At 54.9% G+C, this 17,333-nt stretch carries 19 protein-coding genes; 13 read left to right on the forward strand and 6 right to left on the reverse strand.

The window, feature by feature from the left end; genetic code table 11:
• The first annotated feature begins 41 nt into the window (after nucleotides 1–41).
• From ACPOL_RS30575 to ACPOL_RS30600, 7 genes are all read left to right on the forward strand, one after another.
• Nucleotides 42–542, forward strand: coding sequence for an ABC transporter permease (locus ACPOL_RS30575; RefSeq protein ID WP_236657602.1), 501 nt, complete (start codon nucleotides 42–44; stop codon nucleotides 540–542).
• Between the two features lie 217 nt (nucleotides 543–759).
• On the forward strand, nucleotides 760–1,062 hold the full coding sequence (locus ACPOL_RS30580; RefSeq protein WP_114211168.1) for a hypothetical protein: 303 nt from the start codon (nucleotides 760–762) through the stop codon (nucleotides 1,060–1,062).
• 81 nt (nucleotides 1,063–1,143) lie between these two features.
• On the forward strand, nucleotides 1,144–1,266 hold the full coding sequence (locus ACPOL_RS35635) for a hypothetical protein (protein ID WP_275066528.1): 123 nt from the start codon (nucleotides 1,144–1,146) through the stop codon (nucleotides 1,264–1,266).
• A gap of 328 nt (nucleotides 1,267–1,594) precedes the next feature.
• Nucleotides 1,595–2,656 (forward strand): hypothetical protein, encoded by a 1,062-nt coding sequence (locus ACPOL_RS30585; RefSeq protein ID WP_114211169.1) that lies wholly within the window; start codon nucleotides 1,595–1,597, stop codon nucleotides 2,654–2,656.
• A 662-nt stretch (nucleotides 2,657–3,318) separates the two neighbouring features.
• Nucleotides 3,319–4,305: a tetratricopeptide repeat protein gene (locus ACPOL_RS33305; protein ID WP_161557673.1), complete on the forward strand. Its 987-nt coding sequence runs from the start codon at nucleotides 3,319–3,321 to the stop codon at nucleotides 4,303–4,305.
• Nucleotides 4,306–4,806: 501 nt separating this feature from the next.
• Complete coding sequence (locus tag ACPOL_RS30595; protein WP_114211171.1) at nucleotides 4,807–6,465, forward strand: hypothetical protein; 1,659 nt, start codon at nucleotides 4,807–4,809, stop codon at nucleotides 6,463–6,465.
• Nucleotides 6,466–6,556: 91 nt separating this feature from the next.
• Nucleotides 6,557–7,267 (forward strand): IS6 family transposase, encoded by a 711-nt coding sequence (locus ACPOL_RS30600; protein ID WP_114211172.1) that lies wholly within the window; start codon nucleotides 6,557–6,559, stop codon nucleotides 7,265–7,267.
• On the opposite strand, the gene ACPOL_RS30605 is transcribed toward ACPOL_RS30600, so the two are convergent.
• On the reverse strand, nucleotides 7,239–7,694 hold the full coding sequence (locus ACPOL_RS30605; RefSeq protein WP_236657603.1) for a site-specific integrase: 456 nt from the start codon (nucleotides 7,692–7,694) through the stop codon (nucleotides 7,239–7,241). The genes ACPOL_RS30600 and ACPOL_RS30605 overlap by 29 nt on opposite strands.
• Before the next feature lie 59 nt (nucleotides 7,695–7,753).
• Here ACPOL_RS30605 and ACPOL_RS30610 point away from each other — a divergent pair, with 59 nt between their 5' ends.
• Nucleotides 7,754–8,344, forward strand: a complete 591-nt coding sequence (locus ACPOL_RS30610) for a hypothetical protein (protein ID WP_114211173.1) — start codon at nucleotides 7,754–7,756, stop codon at nucleotides 8,342–8,344.
• A 1,184-nt stretch (nucleotides 8,345–9,528) separates the two neighbouring features.
• Here ACPOL_RS30610 and ACPOL_RS30615 read toward each other — a convergent pair.
• From ACPOL_RS30615 to ACPOL_RS30630, 4 genes are all read right to left on the reverse strand, one after another.
• Nucleotides 9,529–9,873 carry a condensation domain-containing protein gene (locus tag ACPOL_RS30615; RefSeq protein ID WP_150133197.1) on the reverse strand — a complete coding sequence of 115 codons (345 nt, stop codon included), beginning with the start codon at nucleotides 9,871–9,873 and terminating at the stop codon, nucleotides 9,529–9,531.
• Nucleotides 9,870–10,478 (reverse strand): hypothetical protein, encoded by a 609-nt coding sequence (locus ACPOL_RS30620; protein ID WP_150133198.1) that lies wholly within the window; start codon nucleotides 10,476–10,478, stop codon nucleotides 9,870–9,872. The genes ACPOL_RS30615 and ACPOL_RS30620 overlap by 4 nt, the downstream gene beginning before the upstream one ends.
• A 9-nt stretch (nucleotides 10,479–10,487) precedes the next feature.
• Complete coding sequence (locus ACPOL_RS30625; protein ID WP_114211176.1) at nucleotides 10,488–11,117, reverse strand: hypothetical protein; 630 nt, start codon at nucleotides 11,115–11,117, stop codon at nucleotides 10,488–10,490.
• 159 nt (nucleotides 11,118–11,276) lie between these two features.
• Nucleotides 11,277–11,507 carry a hypothetical protein gene (locus ACPOL_RS30630; protein ID WP_114211177.1) on the reverse strand — a complete coding sequence of 77 codons (231 nt, stop codon included), beginning with the start codon at nucleotides 11,505–11,507 and terminating at the stop codon, nucleotides 11,277–11,279.
• Between the two features lie 430 nt (nucleotides 11,508–11,937).
• Between ACPOL_RS30630 and ACPOL_RS30635 the strand changes: the two genes are divergently transcribed.
• The 4 genes from ACPOL_RS30635 to trfA all read left to right on the forward strand — a co-directional run bounded on the left by ACPOL_RS30635 (nucleotide 11,938) and on the right by trfA (nucleotide 14,828).
• A complete protein-coding gene (locus tag ACPOL_RS30635; RefSeq protein ID WP_150133199.1) occupies nucleotides 11,938–12,228 on the forward strand; it encodes a hypothetical protein in 291 nt (96 codons plus the stop codon).
• 636 nt (nucleotides 12,229–12,864) lie between these two features.
• The gene (locus ACPOL_RS30640) at nucleotides 12,865–13,191 is read left to right on the forward strand and encodes a hypothetical protein (RefSeq protein WP_114211179.1); all 327 of its coding nucleotides are present in this window, start codon (nucleotides 12,865–12,867) and stop codon (nucleotides 13,189–13,191) included.
• A complete protein-coding gene (locus ACPOL_RS30645) occupies nucleotides 13,188–13,829 on the forward strand; it encodes a hypothetical protein (protein WP_114211180.1) in 642 nt (213 codons plus the stop codon). Before ACPOL_RS30640 ends, ACPOL_RS30645 begins: the two co-directional genes overlap by 4 nt.
• A 51-nt stretch (nucleotides 13,830–13,880) precedes the next feature.
• The gene (trfA, locus tag ACPOL_RS30650; RefSeq protein WP_114211181.1) at nucleotides 13,881–14,828 is read left to right on the forward strand and encodes a plasmid replication initiator TrfA; all 948 of its coding nucleotides are present in this window, start codon (nucleotides 13,881–13,883) and stop codon (nucleotides 14,826–14,828) included.
• Between the two features lie 540 nt (nucleotides 14,829–15,368).
• Here trfA and ACPOL_RS30655 read toward each other — a convergent pair.
• Nucleotides 15,369–16,313, reverse strand: coding sequence for a DUF3991 and TOPRIM domain-containing protein (locus tag ACPOL_RS30655; RefSeq protein ID WP_114211182.1), 945 nt, complete (start codon nucleotides 16,311–16,313; stop codon nucleotides 15,369–15,371).
• A 619-nt stretch (nucleotides 16,314–16,932) separates the two neighbouring features.
• On the opposite strand from ACPOL_RS30655, the gene ACPOL_RS30660 reads away from it, so the two are divergent.
• Nucleotides 16,933–17,331 (forward strand): hypothetical protein, encoded by a 399-nt coding sequence (locus tag ACPOL_RS30660; RefSeq protein ID WP_150133200.1) that lies wholly within the window; start codon nucleotides 16,933–16,935, stop codon nucleotides 17,329–17,331.
• Nucleotides 17,332–17,333: the final 2 nt, after the last annotated feature.

Genomic DNA, 17,333 nt, shown 5'->3' on the forward strand with positions numbered 1-17,333 from the left:
CGATGAAGCTGGCGAACAAATCCGGGCACACGGGAAGAGACATGACCAGGGAGATTTATCAGCCTCTCCTAGAAAGAGCAAAACACCTCCCGGGGGTTCAGAGCGCATCGCTGATGACCGAGGTCCCGCTCGGCAAGACTTTCAAGATGATCTTTACTTTGTCGACCGATGGCGAAGACGCGGCGGCACAGAGGCAAAGGGAGATGCGGGCGCAATTTCGTGTTGTCAGCCCTGAGATGCAAGAGGTGTTTGGCTTTCGCATGTTGAAGGGCCGCTTCTTCAACGCAGAAGATACGCCGACGTCTCAGCCTGTTGTCGTTGTCAACCGCGCATTTGTCAGGGCGTATACAGGACAGGATCAGGATATGGGAAAAATACTTGGCGACTCGTTGCTCAGCTATGGTGGCGGGGATGATCGCAGAGCAGTCGTCATTGGAGTCCTCGACGACGAGCGGCAGGTTTCGGTCGCTGAACAATCCCAGCCAGAGATCGAGGTGTGTCTACCCCGGCCGTCATATCTCCCGCTACGCCCGCTCCTCTAGGCGATACAGAAGAGGAGACCGAAGGTGAGGACGAGGCCGAAGAGCAAGCCGCCCAGCGCCAGCAGGAGGCCGAACGGCTCAGACAAGAGTTCAAGGAAAGCAGGAACGCCAAGCCGAGGAGCGCCGCAGGGAGTCCCAAAGGCAGCATGAGGAGTACGAGGCCGAACACGCCCGGAAAGCGGCCTTACATCAAGAACGTCTGGCCACGCTCGACCGGATGATCGAGAATGCGCCCGCCATCATTGGCGACGACGAAAACAACCAGCAGAGCGCGGAGGAGGTTCTAGCCAGCACCCTTGCCAAACTCCCGGACGACAAGCTTACAGGCTTCGCCCTCCGTCTCGGCTTCACCGCCCATACCGCTCTTCCCCGTCAGGGCGAGACCGACTTCCTGGCCGCAGCCGCAGCCGCCTTCGCTCCACCGCAACCCCAGAAAGCCAGCAAGCCGAAGAAGGCGCAGACGCCCCGCGCCAAGGCCACGCCCAAAAAGAGCGCCCCGAAAAAGAAAGTCGCAGCCTAGCCCGGAGGTGGGGGAATCCGAAGGACTCCCCCACCCCTTCCTCGACATAACGCACACGAAAACCACCACGGAGCCACTGCCATGTCGCAGCGCATCGCTTACATCCTTGTTCCCGGAGCTACGCCCGGAAAGCGCATCGCCTACAAGCCGTGTACCGAAGCCGCCGCCGAGTCAGTGATGCTTTCCAGCTCCCCTAGCGATTGAACCGCAGCGCTGCAGCTCTTCGTTTTTAGCTGGCGCTACACTATATCTGCCATGCCTTTAACCCCTGAATTGCGTAAGTTTCTTCGAGATCTCTTCCAGTTTTTAGAATTGGAACCCGCTTGAGCATACCGACCCGCGCTACGTACCGCTCTATGAAAATCTCGAAGATGGAGATCCCGTCGAAAGGCTGTCGCGGACCATCAATTTCTCAGACAGTCAGAGTTGTCAGTTCTTCTCAGGTTTTCGAGGCACAGGAAAATCAACTCAACTCCTTCGACTGAAGTCGCAGCTTGAGGCTGATGGATATCTCGTCTTCTATGGGAACGCAATGAATTACCTGAATCCAGCGCTCCCTATCGAAATAGGGGACCTTTTAGTGCTGCTGGCAGGGGCGTTCAGCGATGCAGTTTCTGAATCAGAAGGCCTCAACCTGGCTGGGCAGTCCTATTGGGAGAGATTCACCAATTTCTTAATGAACACCCAGGTAACGATGACTGATCTTGAGCTTGGTCTTGTCAACGATATTGCGAAACTCAAATTTGCCTTTCGGGACGCTCCGAGTTTCCGCGAGATATTGCAAAAGGCACTCTCGGATCGCCTTTTCGAAGTTGAGCTTCAGGTGAGGAAGTTCTTCGAGGATTACGTCAAAGGACTAGGCGAGCGTCATCCAGGAAATCTAGGCATAGTCTTTATCTTTGACAATCTGGAACAAGTGCACGGTTCCGCGACTACCGAATCCGAGGTCATCGCCAGCGTGCAGCGTCTGTTTACAGCCCACATTGAGCGTCTGAAGATTCCATATGTCCATCTGGTTTATACCGTTCCGCCCTGGTTGAAATTCCTGCTCGCTGGCGTCGATGTGGAGTTGCTCCCCAGCATTTGTCAATGGACAAAGCATCCTGACCGCGCCCGACGAGAAACAGGCCATGCCAGCATGCTGGACGTAGTTCGCAAGCGGTTCGGTCTTGAAAGCTTTAATCGGTTTTTTGGGGAAGAATCCAAGGCCGGGCAATTCGTCGAGGTCTGCGGCGGCAACCTACGGGATCTGATCCGACTGCTTCAGGAAGCCTTTCGCAGGGTTGACAATCTTCCTATAACAGATAAAGTCATCCATTCCTGTATCCGCTCCATACGGGATGACTTGTTGCCTATTCCAACTGACGACGCGATCTGGCTTTCTCGCATCGCCCGTCTTCGGGAGCCGTCGTTGCCCAATGGGCATCCGGAAACAATATCCCGCTTTACACTTTTTCTGGACATCCACCTTGTCTTGCTATTTCGAAACGGAGATGACTGGTACGACGTCCATCCTCTGATTCGCGAATATGTTGAGCAACTTGCGTCAACGGAACAACGCCAAGCTGCTGTTGAGCAAGGGGGCGTTTCGTGAGCGCACCGCAGGGGCGAGATGCAGCATTACATAGTGCATTGTCGATTGACGCCGATTGGCAGGCCTTTCTCCGGCATTTTGATTTGAGCCGGGGTTTTTCTTTCTTGTTGCTTCTCGTGGATAGCTGTGAAAATGCTGGTTTTCTGCGCGAAGATCTCTCCCGCCACCTAACGGAAATTGGCTCAGGGCCCATCGAAGACATCCTGTCCTGGTGCGAGCCGACCGGATCTCTCGAAGAACTTAACAACCTTCCCTCGCTTCTTCGGTATTCGAAGTTCTCGCACGCCCTGGGTGCGATCTGGTGTGAAGCTGTGGCGTCAGAAAGCGACCCACAGATAGAGCGGTGGCGGCGCGAGTGGTGGCTTTGTTTTTCAAGGCTCAACCAGGTGCGCAACATTCTTCAGCGAACAATTCCCTGTCCGCTCGTGTTCGTCGGCGCCCCCTGGGTGCAGAAAACGGTTCGAGAGGCCGCTCCCGATCTTTGGTCGATACGATCGTCAGTGTCTCGCATTTTCCTTCGAACGACTGCCCGGAACCTCTTAGAGGGACAGATCCTCGATTCCGATGTCATACCCCGCACATCCGATATAGCTGATCCCGAGTACGCTCTAAAAATGGCCGAGAGGCTACACGTAAGGGGATCGGCTCGCGAAGAAGCTGAGATGCTTAATATCGCGGGTTCGGCCTTAGTAATGAAGGAGCAGTTTGCTGAAGCGACCCCGATCCTGCAGCGTGCACAGATGCTTCTCCTTCAAACGCCGGACTTGAGGCGTGAGCTGGCAGAAAACGAGATATGGCTGGGAATTGCCTACCGTCGTCTCGGCCAACTTTCTGAAGCGGAACGTGTGCTTCGCGATGCGATTGAGACTATAGAAATGTTCGACAGTCCGCAGCCTTCCTTGCTTGCGTCGGCTCTTCATAATCTCGCAATTGTCCTTGGACAGCAAGGGGCGGTGGAAGAATCAATAAGCCTTCTCCAACGCACTTTATCCTCTCAGATCAGAAGCCTGGGGGAAGACCATCCATTCGTTGCGCGCCTTTGGCTTGACCTGGGATCTCTGTTGCATAGACATCAGCGTCACGTCGAAGCAGAGTCCGCTTACCGGAAGGCTCTTTCGATTCAAAGCACGTCTCTAGGTAGGGAGCAACCGGATACCGCGGATGTGTTGTCCAATCTGGGCCTCCTCCACCAGGCGATGGGCCACCATCACGAAGCTGAAGTTGAATTCCGTAAAGCGCTGGCAATTTGGGAGAAGACACTCGGGTCTCGTCATCCGCGCGTTCATACGGGTTACTACAATCTAGCAATCAATCTTTATCAGGCGGGAAGGATCCAGGAAGCAGAGCGTTCAGCACGAAAAGCGTTCGAGATTGAAATGGAAGCTGAAGGATATTTATCTCCAACGCCCTATGGCGCTTCGATGATTCTGGCACTAGTACTGGATGCGCAGGATCGCAAGGCAGAGGCAAAAGCCGTTGCTTTGCGCGGCTTTGATCTGTTTATGAAAGCGTCATTGAAATCTCATCCGCCGGTTTCATCCGTCGAGCCAATTCTGAACGGGTATCTGGAGCTATTTAGGCACCTTGGAATAGCCGAGCACCTATATAGTAGACAACTGGAAGACGCTATCGCGGACGCCGAGACATGATAGAGTTCTTCATAAACCACCTAAAATTAGACCCGTTAGCCGTTCTGGCGAACGGAAGGCTCATCGCTTAACACCCTGAAGTTACCGAGAACCCAGACTTTGCAGGCGTTTGGAAGTTAGATCGTTTTCACAAGTGCTGAAGAGCGGCTGTTCTTGACGGATGAGCCGCGCCGAGCTTATCTCGACCGGATAGCCGCCACGCACGCACCCAGATTCAATCCCCAACTAGGCGGTGTAAACTGCCACTGCCATGGCGCAACCCATTCTTCCAATCTTTCTAGCTGTTTTTGCGGTGGTGTCCTTTTAGCCATCGGCGCGTTCTCCTTCCGTAAGAAGGCGAGACTTGATCAAATGCTTGAAAAGCTTGGGAGTCTGCCGTTGAACCAACGTCAGAGCGTTCTTCGGCACGAAATGGGAATAACGCACATGAGCTTCTCAAGAATCGTCTCGGCTCGTGCATTGAACTGATCCTGCTGCTTACGATCCATATAATCCCAGCACATGGGTTTATTGATAACAATCCTGTCGCTCCTGGCCGCTGTCATCGCGGTTACGCCAAGGGAACGGCAGTTGGATCTTCGGGTACGGTTCAAGGTCCTTGATTGGGCAATAGCCTCAATTGGCACGCTTGCTTTGATCGGACTCGAATTCTACGAATTCTTGGAGACCCATTTCAGCTTTGTGCCTCCCGAGAAAAGCTGGCCGACCGGACTAACGTCCAAGAATGCCATTTACCTCATCTTTCTGGTCGTGGCCCTGGTGATCCCGCTTCGACTGCGTTTCGCAAAGCTCTCCAAGAGGCGGATGTCCATATTCCGTGAACTGATCGAAGAACTCTACTGGAATGGCAATTATGGCGAGCTTATCGCGCTGCTCCAGACCCACCTGAAAAGCCTGTTCCGGATATATCGAGACGATTTCCCGATTTCGCGCCTTCGTGCCAAAGTCTATCCTTTGGCGTTTCCGCACTACGATCCTGCCGTGATCGAGGAGATCCTCAAGGCCGTCAATGGCCCATCGAAAACAAAACCGAGAAAGCGTCGAAATGAGTTTCAAGAGCGGTTGGCGTTCCGTTTCAAACGGATTGCGTGGCGACTGCTCAAACTATTGCCAGACGGCGGGACGGCCAAAGAGGATGCGACTGAATTGATCCGGGGTATATTCTTCGCGCCGAAGTTTGTGACCGCTTTAAGCCAAACGCGGCCTTACCTAGGACTTGAAATCTTCACGGAGTTTAAGAACACGTTCGACAGGACGGAGTTTATTGAACTCTTTATGCGGGAGCTTCTGAAAGACTCGCATAGCGTTCTTTTCCGTGAAATCAGGAACAACCAGAATATGTCGGGCAGAAGGTATCAGTTACCAGAGACGAACAGACTTCTGTTCTTTCTGTTGAAAGATCTAAATTTCGCCAAGGACGTAAACATCTATAAGCCTGTCGGCGATTTCATGCTGACATATCTGGACGAATTGGCGGCGGGAACGACCAAAGACCCATACAACCGGCCTAGCGATAGCGAATATGAGCGGAACGGGGTATGGGAATCTCCGCTCTATATCGGTATTCTGTTCTTCGACATTATGGTGCGCGAGGCCCTTTTCAAAGGCATGGAGTGGCACATGTGGCTGTACTACATGCCTCTTGTGGTCAAAGAGATTGAGAAGAACTATAGCTTTGACGGGCTTGGGTCTGATCACGAACATTATCAATACCCGAGCCGGTACGCGCAGCTTCTATATCGAATCTTCAGGAATATGCGCGATTGGATATTGGGCGTCCAGGACGTACCGTCCGACCAAGCTAACGTGAAATTGAGACGAGCTGACGATGAGCATGAGAATGGGAATATTCCGAAATCGAGCATCATCGCATTCTGTGAGAGCCTGTATACAGTTCTCGTTTCGGAGAGGATCGGAGAGAAAACGAAAGCCAGCCTCGCGGACATGGCGTTTGAGATTTATTTCGAGCTCAGAGCATCAGGCAAGTACGACAGCTATGCGGTTTCGATCCTCTTGGCGATGACACATGAAAAATCGTATGCGAAGCAGGCCCCTAAATATAGGGGGCTTCTGGCAAAGTTCTTTAAGGAGCAGAGGATCGAATATCGCTTGAAAAGGAAAGAAGAGCACGTGGACAGCGTTCAGGCCGCGCTGAAGTAGATTGCGAGGCCATGGCCAAGTGATCCAGTATTTCGATATACCCAAGAGGTCGACGCAGGCATCGTCAACTTAACGGGTGTGAGAAGCTGAGGTGGTGAGCAGCGCCGAGCGGTATCATCGTCATCGTTTTCCGATCGAAGTCGTGGAGCACTGCATCTGGCTGTATTTCCGCTTCTGCCTGAGCTATCGCAATGTTGAAGAGATAATGGCGGTGCGCGGTGTCCGAGTGACGTATGAAACAGTTCGAGAATGGTGCCAGAAGTTCGGCGCCCTCTATGCGGCGCAGCTGCGAAAGCGTCGCTCTCGCATCGGTTCGAAGTGGCATCTCGGTGAGGTCTTCCTCAAGATGAATGGCGTTCAGCACTATCTGTGGCGGGCTGTGGACCAGAACGGCGTCACCATTGACATCCTGATACAGCCGAAGCGGGATCGCTGGGCAGCGCTGCGCTTCTTTCGCAAGCTGCTGCGCGCCTCAGGAGGTGCTCCGCGCGTCATCATCACGGACAAACTCCGAAGCTATGCTGCAGCGAAGAGGCAGATCCTGCCCGAGGTAGAACACCGGCAGAGCCGCTATCTAAATAATCGATGTGAAAACTCCCATCAGCCCACACGCACTCGAGAAAAACAGATGAAGCGTTTTAAGAACCCTGAACAGGCACAACGTTTTCTTTCCAGCTTCGAATCGATCAACGCTCTATTCCGCCTTCGCCGACATTTACTCTCAGCAGCTTGCTATCGACGTCGCCTCACCCATGCACTTCAACTCTGGCGTGCTACCGCCCTTGCGGTTGCACTTCCCTAATACATAGGCTTACAACAAGCCTTTGCCCGCTCAAGGCTGCACCGCGGCCGTTAAGTTGACGATGCCCGCGGGCGAGCTTACGGATCGGCGAGAGCCGGAGGTTGACGGTCGAGGCGGAGAGCCCCTGATCGAGGAGTGACGACCGGTACTGCTGAACCAAAGCTTTTGTAAAGGCCGGCCCCGCCCCGAAGATCCGGATCCAGGTGAAGAAGGCCCTAAGACCGGTCGTATAAGACCGCCGGGAGTGCTCCGAGGTCACGCCATTGACGACCAGATCGATGAGGAAGGCCTCCGAGGGCCGGTTCCCAGGCGGTTGAAGCTCGATCTCACGTTCTGGGGTCATCCAGGAGAGAATAGCAAGATAATGGGGATTATCGGGTGCAATAGTTGCCGCTAATTCATGTTGTCGTGCGGATTCCGTGCGCACTCATGGTGTATTATGGTTCTCAGTTGAAGAGCGGCTAATTCCCTCTTCCTTAATCGCTTATGCCCTTCCCGCGCAGCTGGCTCCCGCGAATCCGCTCGATCGTCGCAGCAGTCGAAGACTGGCCCGCAGAGCACTTGGATCGCGAGGCGATTGCTCAAGTCTTCGCCCTCAAGCGCCGTGCCACCCTCTCACTAATGAAAGAGATCGGCCCGATTCGGCTCCGTACCGGTCGTTGGATTCTGCCACGCGAGAAGCTCATCGCCTTCCTCCAAGCCCAGGCGAAGGAGACGGAGGTCGAGCTGGCCCGCAAAGAACGCTTTACCCAGTCCTTGCTCGCTGCCGACGCTTCCCTGCTCCGCCGTCCGAGCATTTTGCTCGCGCCACGGACGCTGTCTTCTGAGCAACGGGAGGCCTATGCCGTCGGGCTGCCGGAAAGCGTGACCCTCGAGCTGGGTTCCCCAAACCAGCTTGTCGTCGAGTTCGCCACCATCGAGGAGCTCGCCGAACGCCTGCTCGCAACCGGAATCGCCCTCAACAACCGGTTTTCCCTCTACCAGGATCTGTTCGCACCTCAATCCCAAGCTGCCCATGACGAGGACCAAGCCGAGCGCGAGGATGCCGAGTGGTTGAGAAATTGGAGGCCGGATTAGGGCCATCGACCCTTCGACGCAGTCTTCCCTGCCCCTCCTCGACACCAGTACCGCGGCTGGCGCCGCAGCGCTGCAGCGGGCCGATCCTGAAGGCTTCGCCTATCTCCAGACGCATACCGTGCCGATCGTCACCCTCGATGGGCCGACCTTCCAATGCGCGTTCGGTCGGGAGATTTCTGCCAATCCCGTCAACACCAACATCATCATGCTCAATTCAACGAAACTGTTGTCGCCCGAGCTGAAAGCCTCGGAGATCTCACACGAGCTGATCCACGTTGAGCATCGCGACAAGAACACAAAGTACGGCCAGCACTACTGGTTACGACATCTTTTGTGGATGAGCGAGGAGGGGCGAAGCCCACCTCCAAAGTTTAACAACTGCCAAAACTCTCCGTGCTCCATACCCGTACAGCGTTGCCAGCGATTATCTGACCTTCATCTACACCCTGCCTCTGTATTACCTCGTGCTAGGCCTGGCTTCCCTGGGGCTCTTCAAGCTAGATCATCAGCCGAAGGTTCTCAACTGCGTAGCAAACCCAGGCCAGCTTTGCCCCCGTCACAGAAAATGCCCAATTTGGGCGTTTATTCCTGTCGCCAGCATGGACACGAAAGCGATAAATTCCGGTGAAAGCGCGAGAGAGGCAGAGCCTCTTTCGCCCCTCAAGATGCCATCCTTCTTGTTTGCTCAGTGTTATTTCCTTCAAACTCCGGCTCTCCGTCGGAAGACTTGAACGAGCTTTCCCGGCGGGCGTTCTGCCAATGCCGGCGAACAGCCGCCTTGTATACCTCCTCCCATGGGATAGGCAGACACTCGTGGGTATCCAACAATTCAATACAGAGACCTACAGGAAGAACGCTAACCTTCACTGGATGAACTTGTTCGCCAAGCGATAGTCCCGGCTCGGGACCGAACACATCAGAGCTCCAACGTGCCAACCCCTTTTGCGGAAGCGCTGCTGCCATTGTGAAACACCTCTTTCCCAAAGGTTGTTGAACAAAACCGAAGAGCAACCTTTCCAACGAACTACAAGTCATCTCATCTCGGTGGGATAATTATCCCACCGAGATGCAAATGGCCACTACGCTCTACCTGAGGCGGATGCTTTTTATCAAAAAACATTTTCTTCGCATGAGTTGCCTACCTCAACTCAAACGGAAAAATCGACGCCACTCATGCACCGAAATCATTTCTTCTTCTTCTTTCCGTACTCCAACACCGCGCTGTTCACCATTGCGTTCATCGATGTCCCGCGCGCCGCTGCTATCTGCTTGAGCCGCCGATGCAAAGCGGCTGGCAGCTCGATCGTCGTTTGAGCAAGGCTCCGTATGTCGGATGTCAGCTCAAGAACGGGTATCGTCGTCAAATCCACTGATTTCAAAATAAGCACCACCAGCTCCGCGAGTTCGCCATAGCGGCGAATCCGATCACGCAGCTGCATGTCCGCCTCAGCGATCAACCGGGGACGTAAGGCAACCGTTTCCTTACCTGAAGATCTTCCCGTTCCCTGCCTTCCGCTATCCCACGTCATACCAAACGCTCTCGCTCTGAATCTACCGTTCCCCTCGGACTCGCCTTAAACTCCACCACTCGACGCCCTCTCGAATCTGTCGCTTGTCTCAAATACTCGGCCCGGATACTATGAACCCGCTCATAAATCCCAACAAGTCTCTGGCATATCAGGATATACGCCGCGCAGGCCTCTGCAAGGTAAGACCCCACACGGCGTCTACCATACCCTATGGTTCGACCAAGCCCTTGGCCGACGATCGCGCTCTTGATCTTGTTCGCGTCCCGCCGCATCAACTCCCCGGCTTCCGCCGCACTCTCCGGGTCCAACGCCTCTGCTTGCGATGCCATCGCCATCATCACGTCTACGTTATGACGCATCCGGGCCAAACCTGATGTCCCGCCGATCAGACGAAGTTTTTCACTTTCAGATAGAGTTTGCACGGTTTCTTGCGGACGTAGGTACTCTCGCGAGAGAGCATCTATTCCATCCACGTCCACATCCTGCAAGCTCTCCATCAACGCCCGCCACGACATCGACGAGTACCTCGCCAGGCTCATTCGCGTAATCACGAATCCCATCGACAGAATACCGAGGATTAGTACACAGACCGCCAACAGAATCATGACCCGCACTCAGACCCGCTTCCCATAAAGTAGCCGTTCACGCAACTCGCTGGCGCGATCCTCGATCTCCTGTCTTGTAAACGACGGTTCGACTGTTGGCCGCGCGAATGTCACCGTCCAGTACAGCAAGGTTCCGAGGTACAAAAATTTGCCGATGTGGTCAAAGATCACCATGTCGTGCGGCCATCCCATCGCCAATTGCGCGATCTGCCCCGCCAGGACAACAAGCGCCCACACTGTCAGCCCTTGTCCAATAGCGATCGCTTCCCTTCTCCACGGCCGCCGCTGACGATTCAGCACCAGCGCCATGGCCAGAAAGATCTCACATGTCACCATCGACATGAAAATGTCGGCACGAATCGACCAGAGATACAGTCCCGACTCGTTCGGCGGCGAAATAGCTTGCGCCACAATGGCGGCCGCAACCATTCCAGCGCCCGCGAACAAAAACGATTCTCGCAAGCCCCGCTTAAACCAGACCCCTGCCGATCGTGTAAGGACCGTCGCGAGCTCAACAAGAATACCCACCTGCAATAAGTAGTCGCCGCCGGCAAACACCCAATATGCTCGCGCATACACCGAGCCGCCCCAACTTCGATGGGTATAGTACAAGGCGATCGTTCCGACCAACTGATACAACACGCGCGCCGTAAAGACGCGAAACGTCCACGCCCCCCGCGCACTAGCAGCGTCGCCAAAAGCACTGCATGGCCCACGAAACCCGCTACCCACAATGCGTAATCAAGCGTCCCTAGTCCGCTCTCCACTCCCTCTTCGCGGCCCCCGACTTCACAACATTCACAATCCGAACACCGACATCGCAACCCGTAGCCAGGTCATAATCTCATCTGTCGTACTCACCTCACTGCCCTTAGTCACCTGGCTGGCGCCCCTACCGGGTCTTGGGTTTGTACCCCCTACGGCGGCCGGCTTCACCACATTCGCAGCAGACAAATAAGGCGAGGCCGCGAGACACAACATCGAGACGAACGCTGCTTTCCGCATGAACGGGCCAATACTGCTTCGCATCGCACAGCTCCCAGACCATAAAATTAGGGTCGAATAAAAGCTTAATCCCGTTCATTTCTGCTCTCAAACCAATTATTTGAACGAGGTAACTCCTCAAAAGTAATCCGAGAGACCAACGCTGCGGCCTCGAAAGTAACCACAGGGTACCAAATAAACCGCCGCAGTCAAGACCTCCAGCCCCAAACAACCAAAAGCCCCTTCTTTCAAGGGATTTCCCGGGATATGCTAGTGCGGAGCCTAAACATGCCACTGGCTAACAAAAGGAAAGGGCGCATTGGCGGGCAAACTCGGTCCCTTGACAGTCAAAAAAATCACCAAGAATGTAAATCGCGACGGACAGCGCTGGACTCCGAAAAGCAGAGCGTTGATCTTGAGACTTCCCCAAGGGTTAAAAGACGAACTCATCGAGCAGGGTCACGCCCGGGGAGACATGGCCAGAGTTATCATTTTCGCTCTACGCAATGTTGACCTCGATTCCATCCCTTTTCATTCCACCAAGAATGCCACTGAACTCACCCTCTCTCCCCCCCAGCAGATCTACATAGGCGCGACGGCACGAGCTGCGATCAAGCAGGCCGCCGACGAGCACGATATGAGCGTTAATTTGCTCATGATCGACATTCTGACGGCGTTCTTCCGTGTGCTGAAACGCGATAAGAAGCTTCGCGATGAGCTGAAGATTCACTTGCGAGCCACACGGGGATTACCCATCGAAGACTAAAGTCTCGCCCTAAGGCTAAACAACAGCAAAGCAAGAGAAGGCGGGGGAGCCCTACCCCCTGTCTCCAGCCGGGCACAAAACCACCGTCCCCCGCCAGCCCCTCTGCGGGAGAACCCCGCAAAACCCCGAAAGACACCCCCCCCGCCCTTATGTTTGCCCCAGGATCATCCCGTGAGCGGTCTGGCGGGCGACCCACCACTCCCTACCGAAAACCCTCTGCTTTGATCTCGGCGCGATTTAGGGCAGATCCTCTCCGGGGACCATGTAATGAGTGGCAAGCAAGCTATGTGGCTAGCCATCCGATTTGCCGTTTACTAGCGCGGCTAGCTTGCTATATCGCTAGCCGGATGGCCAGCAATGATGCTAGCACCTCTTTGAGCTATCCAGATAGTCCGCTATGCGGCTAGCCGCATAAGCCGTATGGCCATATTTAGGAGCGCGAGATTAAGAACAAAAAAACATAAAAAAGTGGCGAGGCTATGTGGCTAGCCATTCGACATGCTGTTTACTGGTTTGGCTATCCTGCTACATTGCTAGTCCGATTGCCTGCAATGATGCTAGCTTCTATTCAGGCTATCGAGATAATATGGCTATGCGGCTAGCCACATAGCCATATAGCCACATTAGGAGCGCGAGATGAAGAAACCCAAAGACGTTGCAGAACTTGCCAGCCGTCTAGCAAACGCGGCGACAACCCCGCTTGTTGTTTCTGCTCCAGCCGTTGCCTCGGCTGCAGATGATCCAGATCCGGCCCCGGCAACGCAAGGAAAATCTTCGGCAGCAGCGCGGAGGCCTCGCAGGGCCTCAAACCGTAGTACCGTCGCCGTATTCCTGCGCGTTCCAGAACCCTTGTTCGAGCATTACGACGAAGAAGCGGTGCGGAGAACCAAGGCGACCGGGCGCGGTGTCACCGTTCAACAGGTCATGCTCGATAGGCTAGAGAATGCGGGTACGAACGCATGAGCCACAGTGTTTATTTCGGCGGCCGAAAAGGCGGCGCGACCAAAACGACGACTTCGCACCTGGTCTGTCTCGGCGCAATTCTGCACAAGCAGCCCGCAGCCTATGTCCTTACCGATCCAGACCGCCGGCTAAAAGAGGAAGGCCGGCCGTACAGTGTTCTCGACGGGCGTGACCCTAACGACCTTGCAAAAATCCTTGGCGCGATCGACGCCCACCGAAACGGCTGGTGGATTATCGACGGCGGCGGCAACCGCCCCGCCTTTGACGCGGAGATGGCGCGCCATGTTGATCTTGTCATCCTGCCGTTCCGGGATAGCGAGGAGGATCTTGAGGCCGTAACGCGCGACCTTCATGCGTACCCTAATGCGTTGGCGTGGCCATGTGCATGGCCCACCAATGACAAAGCTCGACAGGTGGCAAGAGGGCTGTTCGAAGCTCTTTCGCTTGCTTTCCCGCGGCGTGTTGTCACATCGCCTCTTTTCTTCGTGAATTCAGCAAAAGAACTCCTGGACGCGTCGCTCGACAATCCGTCGACGCCGACCCGCAACGCAGCGAGACGAGCATTTGACATTGTCTCTGATACCTTCGACGCTTACGCGCAAAAGGGCGACGAAGCGCGGGGCAGGGCGATTGCATAGGAGCGGGCAGCGGGGAATAAAGAAAAGGGAAGGGAAGGGGAAGGGCGCGGCATGACCATCGAGAACCGACCTTCGAGAGGCCCGCAGCTTCCGTTATGGCCGGAGCGGGTACGTGGCGGTCCGAACGCCATTCTGCGATCAGCGCTCTTCGCCGGCATAGCCAGCAAGAAGCGCCAAATTCTCGGCACACAGACGCGCCCGGAGAAGAAGCCAGAGGGCGTAACAATCGCCGCTCAGGACGGCATCAAGATCAAGTATTCAGGCGTGCAATTTAATCAGTACGACGCCGATGTATTTTTCGAGGCGCTACACCGCGCCAGGCGCGATCTTCTCGATACGGAATGCCGCTTCACCGGCGCCGAGTTTTTGAAGAGCATTGGCCGTTCGCGCAACAACCTGAATTACGAAGACTTGGACGAAAGCCTTGACCGCCTTCGCCGCGGCAGCCTTGATCTGGAATTCGAGGTCAGCGGCCGCCGCTACATTTTTAGCGGCAGCCTGGTCGCGTCCTATGTACGGGAAACGACGACGAAGCTTTATAAGGTGACATTCGCCAAGGAAATTCAGACACTGTTCATGCCGGCAACTTGGACACAGATCGAGTGGGATGAACGTATGGCTTTGATGGGCAAGCCGCTCGCGCAATGGCTGCACAGCTATTTCTCGACGCACGCACAGCCGTTTCCAGTCAGTGCGGCCTATCTGCAGGAGAAGTCCGGTAGCCCAACGAAGCTTCTGAAGCATTTTAAAGTCGAATTAAAGCGCGCTTTCGCCGCCATGGAAACAGCTATTGGCTGGGAGTTTTCGTGGGATGGCGACCTTGTGATCCTCAAGCGACCGCCGAGCGAAGCCCAAGGCCGGCATTTGGCACGGAAGGCCGCTAAACGCCAAGCGCAGCTGGCAGCTTCAAACGGGCAAAGAGGGGGAGGAATGGTCGCTGTAAGTGATTTGCTTCCCGGCTTGCTCAAAGATTTGAAAAGGAAGAATCGCCGTCAGTAGGTGAGCATTTCACCCGACCGCCACTTTTCAATTCGCCCGAATTCTGTCTTTGTTTCACCTCGAAGCGAGCATTTCACCCGACCGAACAGTGAAATCGTTGTGCTCATGCGGGTGAGCATTTCACCCGACTGCCCGCTAAATGATTCTTTCAAAGGAGTTTTCAACAGATCGTCGATCTGGAGCATTTGACCCGACTGGGTGGAGCATTTGACCCGACCAGAGTGAGCATACGACCCGACCAAAGTGAGCATTTAACCCGACCATGGTGTATTAAAATAGGCGCGTATCCGCTTATTAATCAATGATTTACAAGTTAGTCGCGCCGCAGGTAATCCTCTTTTAATCCCCTATAATCATTATTTAATCCCAGCCGTTCCTGTGGAAAAGCCCTTCAGAATACTCAAAAGCACCTGACGGGCAGTATGAAACCCACGCTCTGCCCTTAACCCAAACAGTCGTACCCGTGTAAAGCCATGCCCTTGAACCGAGACAAGACAACACATCTACCCCCGCCACATTTCTGCCTCAACACTTAACCATTCAAAAACGGGCAGCAGGAAAAGAAGATTGACGGCTTTGCCGCAAAACATCATTCCAGTCCTTGATCGGCAGCGGAGGGAAATGTGCGCGATAGATGAGATCCTCGCGGCCGCTTTCGGTGACGGCCATTTCGATGATCGCGGCGATTTGAGCACCGTCGGCATCGTTATCCACGGCGCTGACGACTTCGGAGCCGTTCGGCAACTTGGCGATTTCAGAACGGATCAAGCCAGGCTGTTGCGGGTTCAGCTTGCCGCCGATGCTGGCGTAACGTGTGTGCTCGTCCGGAAACAGCGCCGCATGGCTTAGAGCATCGATGGCACTTTCCGCGAAGACTAGGCGACGATCGCCGTCGTGAGAGTGGCTCATCCAAAGGCCTTTTTCTCCGCCGGCCGCGAAGCCGGTGAACTCGCGATTTTTTATTTCATAGCCGGAAAGGCCGCCGGCGTCGAAGTGCGGGAAGACAGCATTTCTTTTTGCATCGATCCTGATCCGACCGGCGAAGCGCGGCGCGCTGAGTACTCCGGTCGGAATCTTGCGGGTGTCTTCGAGATAGGGATGCCGGTTAGCTATCTGCATCGTGTAGAAGCGCCGCTCGACCGCCTGGCGATCCTTCGAGGTGACTTCCATCTTGGAGAAAGAGAGAAGGGAAGGGGTCGGGCGGCCGGACCAGGCGCGCAGCTCCTTGCGGATGCCGCCGAGGTTCACTTGCTTGCGGTTCTTGATGAAATCGATGATCGAGCCGTGATCCTGGTCGTCACGAACCGAAAAATAAACGTAATGCCCGTCCGCCCCGAGCTTGATAACGATCTTGTCGCCCGCGCGGCTGCGCATGACGGCGGAGCCGCGCCAGCTTTGCTTGCGATCTAGCGCGTATCCCTGATCCGCCGCATATTCGCGCAGATCGAGGCGCTTGAATTCTTCCAACTCCGGATCGAAGGACATCTCTTTTCCTACCGCCCTTATAAGCCTAAGCCAGAAACAGAACACTGGATCAATGCACGTCGCGTCGGCTTTGCTACAAATAACCGATTACCCGCCCCTTATGGCAAGATTCCACGAATCGCTCGCGAAGGCCAGCCCGTGCGCCGACGACGAGCGCACGCGTCATGCGAATGTCCACCATTGACCGTCTCTGATGTTGCCATGGATTTTCGTTCTGTCCACCGGAATCTGGCATACCCCATATGCACTTCATGCGCGCGATAGCACCGAGTTCGATAAATCCCGGTGAGAGCGCGAGAGAGGCAGAGTCTCTTTCGCATTGCAAGAAACTTTCCCGAAACCTACTTGCGTTGCACCGCAAGCGCGTGTATTCTCCGACTAAGTTGAAACGTACAAATCAACATGTACACAATGAGTGCTTACGTTGCAAAGTGTTTTAAATTAACTCATCCTGGAAGGAGGTGATTCTTGGAGAGTAATTACGCGCATATGACACGCGCGTTTGCTTAAACGAGCCAATCGCAGCATCTTCCGGGAACCCCACAAAAACTCATGCAAGAACAGCGCATGGCCCAGCCTCAATCAGCAACATTCACCAACGCAGGACATAGGAGACACCTTGAAGAAAAACAATCATTCCCGCCTCGCGACCACCGCCGCGCAAACCTTCACCCCGCAGCGAGTGAAACTGGCCGCGCGCACCCTCGTCCCCTTCCTTATTGCCGCAGCCGTAACCACCGCGGCCCACGCGCAGGGCACCGTCGATTTAAGCGGTGTGACTACTGCGATGACCGCTGTCGAGACAACTGTAAAACTCGGCGGCGCTATCGCGCTGATCATCAGCATCGTCTTCGCTGTGTTCCAGTTCATGGGCCGGAACATTGCGCAAGGCTTCATCGGCATCGCCGGAGCCTTGTTAGCAGGCATCGTCATCGGCTTCGGGCCGGGCTGGGTCGCCTCGCTCACCGGTCAGACCGTATCGATGCTCCTCGTGCACGTCGCCGGAACGGTCGCCTAACT

The organism is Acidisarcina polymorpha, from assembly GCF_003330725.1.
GTDB lineage: Bacteria > Acidobacteriota > Terriglobia > Terriglobales > Acidobacteriaceae > Acidisarcina > Acidisarcina polymorpha.